Source organism: Blastococcus atacamensis (genome assembly GCF_002938425.1).
Classification (GTDB): domain Bacteria; phylum Actinomycetota; class Actinomycetes; order Mycobacteriales; family Geodermatophilaceae; genus Blastococcus; species Blastococcus atacamensis.
The window spans coordinates 1-3,054 of the sequence record NZ_POQU01000149.1 but is presented as its reverse complement, the minus strand read 5'-3'; the positions used below and the strand labels follow the sequence as shown (position 1 = coordinate 3,054).

General features: G+C 77.1%; 2 protein-coding genes. Both read left to right on the top strand.

Annotation, left to right across the window (positions count from 1 at the left end; translation table 11 throughout):
* Nucleotides 1-100: 100 nt before the first annotated feature.
* Entirely contained in the window at nucleotides 101-577 is a 477-nt protein-coding gene (locus C5508_RS19080) for an NUDIX hydrolase (protein WP_104526483.1), read from the top strand.
* On the top strand, nucleotides 574-2,940 hold the full coding sequence (locus C5508_RS19075) for a DUF6049 family protein (protein ID WP_104526482.1): 2,367 nt from the start codon (nucleotides 574-576) through the stop codon (nucleotides 2,938-2,940). Before C5508_RS19080 ends, C5508_RS19075 begins: the two co-directional genes overlap by 4 nt.
* Nucleotides 2,941-3,054: the final 114 nt, after the last annotated feature.

Genomic DNA, 3,054 nt, shown 5'->3' with positions numbered 1-3,054 from the left:
CCTGTCCCCCGCCCGCCCGGGCCGGGTTTCCGCAGCGCGGCCGCCGGATGCCCCGGTCGCGCTGCACTGCTCGCCCAGCTCCAACCGGTACCCTCCTGGCATGGCTGGGACGGGCGGGCGCGGGCGCCCGGGCCGCCGGTTGCGCCGGGTCGACGAGACCTCTGCCGGGGGCCTGGTGGTCGCCGACGACGGAGTGACCGGGCCGCGTGCCGCCCTCATCGGTCGCACCGACCGCCGCGGACGCCTCCTGTGGTCCCTCCCGAAGGGGCACATCGAGGCCGGCGAGACCCCCGAGGACACCGCCGTCCGCGAGGTCGCGGAGGAGACCGGGATCATCGGCGAGGTCGTCGCCCCGCTCGGCATCATCGACTTCTGGTTCGTCGCCGAGGGCCGTCGCGTGCACAAGACCGTCCACCACTTCCTGCTGCGTGCCATCGGTGGTGCGCTCTCCGACGCCGACGTCGAGGTCACCGAGGTCGCCTGGGTGCCGCTGGAGGAACTGAGCACCCGGCTGGCCTACGCCGACGAGCGGGCACTCGTGGAGCGCGCTCCCGGACTCCTGGCCGACAGCGCGTGACGCGGCCGGCTGCCGCCCGCGTCGGCGGCCGCCCTCCCGCCGACGCCTCCGCCCGGCCGGGCGCCGTCCGCCGTGCCGCCGTGCTGGTGCCCCTGGTGGCCGGTGCGCTGACCGTGACGCCGCCGCTGCCCGCGCCGGCGCAGGCGGCACCCGCTCCGTCCGCCGCCCCGGCCGACGTCGTCGACGCCGACCGTCCGGTGCGCATCGAGGTGGGCCGATTCGAGCCGCGCACCGTGACGCCGGGATCGTTGATCACCGTCACCGGGACCCTCACCAACACCGGCACGCTGCCGATCACCGACCTCTCGGTGCGGCTGCAGCGCGGCGAGGTGCGCACCACCCGGCCGGAGCTGGCCGCCGCGGTCGCCGATCCCGATCCGGCCACCACGGTCCTGGCTCCCTTCTCCGAGCTGCCCGACGACCTCGCCCCCGGCGCGAGCGCCGGGTTCGCCTACACCGTCCCCTCCGACGAGCTGCGGCTGGAGCGCGACGGCGTCTACCCCGCGCTGCTCAACGTCAACGGCACGGTGGACGGCGACGAGCAGCGCCGTGTCGGCGAGCTGTCGACCTTCGTCGTCCAGCAGCCGGTCCAGCCGGCCGCCCGCACCGCCGTCGCCTGGCTGTGGCCGCTTTCCGAGCGCAGCCACCGGACGCCCTCGGGCGGCTTCGCCGACGACGGGCTGACCGAGGTCATCGCCGAGGGCGGGCGGCTGGACCGCGCCCTCGCCGTCATCGAGCGCCTGCCCGCGGCCGCGGCACCCGGTGAGCCGGCGGCTCCCACGCTGTCGGTGACCCTCGCCATCGATCCCGCCCTGGTCGAGGAGCTCGCGATCATGGCCGACGGGCCCTACGCGGTGGACGGGGACGCCGGTGCCGGGACCGGCACAGAGGAGGCGCAGGCCTTCCTGGAGCGGCTGCGCGCCGTGGCCGCCGTCCACCCCGTGGTCGCGCTGCCCTACGGCGACGTCGAGGCCGACGGACTCCAGGTCGCCGGACTGCCCGGCGTCGTCACCCGCAGCCTGCCCGGCTCGCCCGAGGGGACCGCGCAGGACCCGCCGGGCGCCGCCCCGGAACCGGCTCCGCCCCGCGGCGAGGAACCCGCTCCCGCCGACGAGGAGCCGGCGCGCACCACCGGCGCCGGCTCGGTCATCCTCGCCGACCTGCTCGACGTCACCCCGGCGACCGACCTCGCCTGGGCCGCGGACGGCGGCTTCGAGCAGGCCACGCTGGACACGCTGCACGACGGCGGGATCGACCGCGTCGTCCTCGCCGGCGACGCCCTCACCGGCGGAGGGTCCGCGACCGGCCGCGACGGCTCCGACGCCGTCGCGCACACCACGGTCCCGGTCGCGGACGGGGCGGTCGACGTCCTCGTCGCCGATCCCACGCTCACCGCGCTCGTCGGCACCGCCGAGGACACCCCGGGCGGACCCCGGCTGGCCGAGCAGCGCTACCTCGCCGAACTGGCGGCGCTGACGATGCAGGCCCCGCCCGGCAGCGAGCAGACCGTGCTCGTCGCACCGCCGCGCGACGTGCGCTCGGGGCCCGAGGGCGCCGGAGCGATGATGACCGACACCACCGGCCTGCCGTGGCTCCGGCCGGAGACGGTCGCCGGCCTCGGCAACGTCCCCGCCGCGGACGCCGGGGCCGTCACCACCTCCACCTCCGAGCGCCGGCTCGACGCCGAGGGCCTGGCGACCCTGGCCGGCGCCGTCGCCGTGCGCGACGACCTCGCCGGCGCGGTCGTCGGGGACGCCGGGGTCGCCCTCCAGGCCTACGACGCCGGGATCGCCCGCAGCGCCTCCGCACTGTGGGCCGAGGACCCCACGGCGTTCCGGGCCGTGGCCGCGGCCGCGCGCGCCGCCCTCGACCGGCTGCGTGGGCGGGTCACCGTCGTCGCGCCCGCCGACGGCACCTACAGCCTGGCCTCCAGCACGGCTCCTCTGGTGCTCACCGTCGACAACGACCTGCCCTTCGCCGTGCAGGTGCTGCTCCAGGTGCGCACCCGCGGCAGCCGGGGGCTGTCCATCGGCGACATCGGCACGCAGACCCTCGCGCCGCAGGAGCGCACCATCCTGCAGGTGCCCACCGAGGTGCGTCAGTCCGGCGGTTTCGCCGTCACCGCGGAGGTGACCACCCCCGCCGGCGGCCCGCTCGGCCAGCGGGTGGACATGCAGGTGAAGAGCACCGCCTACGGACCCATCTCGCTGTCGATCACCATCGGCGCGGCGTCGCTGCTCGGGTTGCTCTTCGTGCGTCGTTTCGTGAACCTCGTCCGCCGTCGACGGCGGGGCGCCGTCGAGGGCCCGGCCGAGGTCCTGCCCCCGGGCCTGTCCGCGCCGCCGACCCGGAGCCCGGTGTGACCGACCGCCCCGACGTGAGCGACCGTCCCGCCGCAGGCGGGGGGTCCGACGAGCCGCCGGCCCCCGAGGACCAGCGGAATCCCCGATCGGTCCGGATGCCACCGCCCCCGGCAC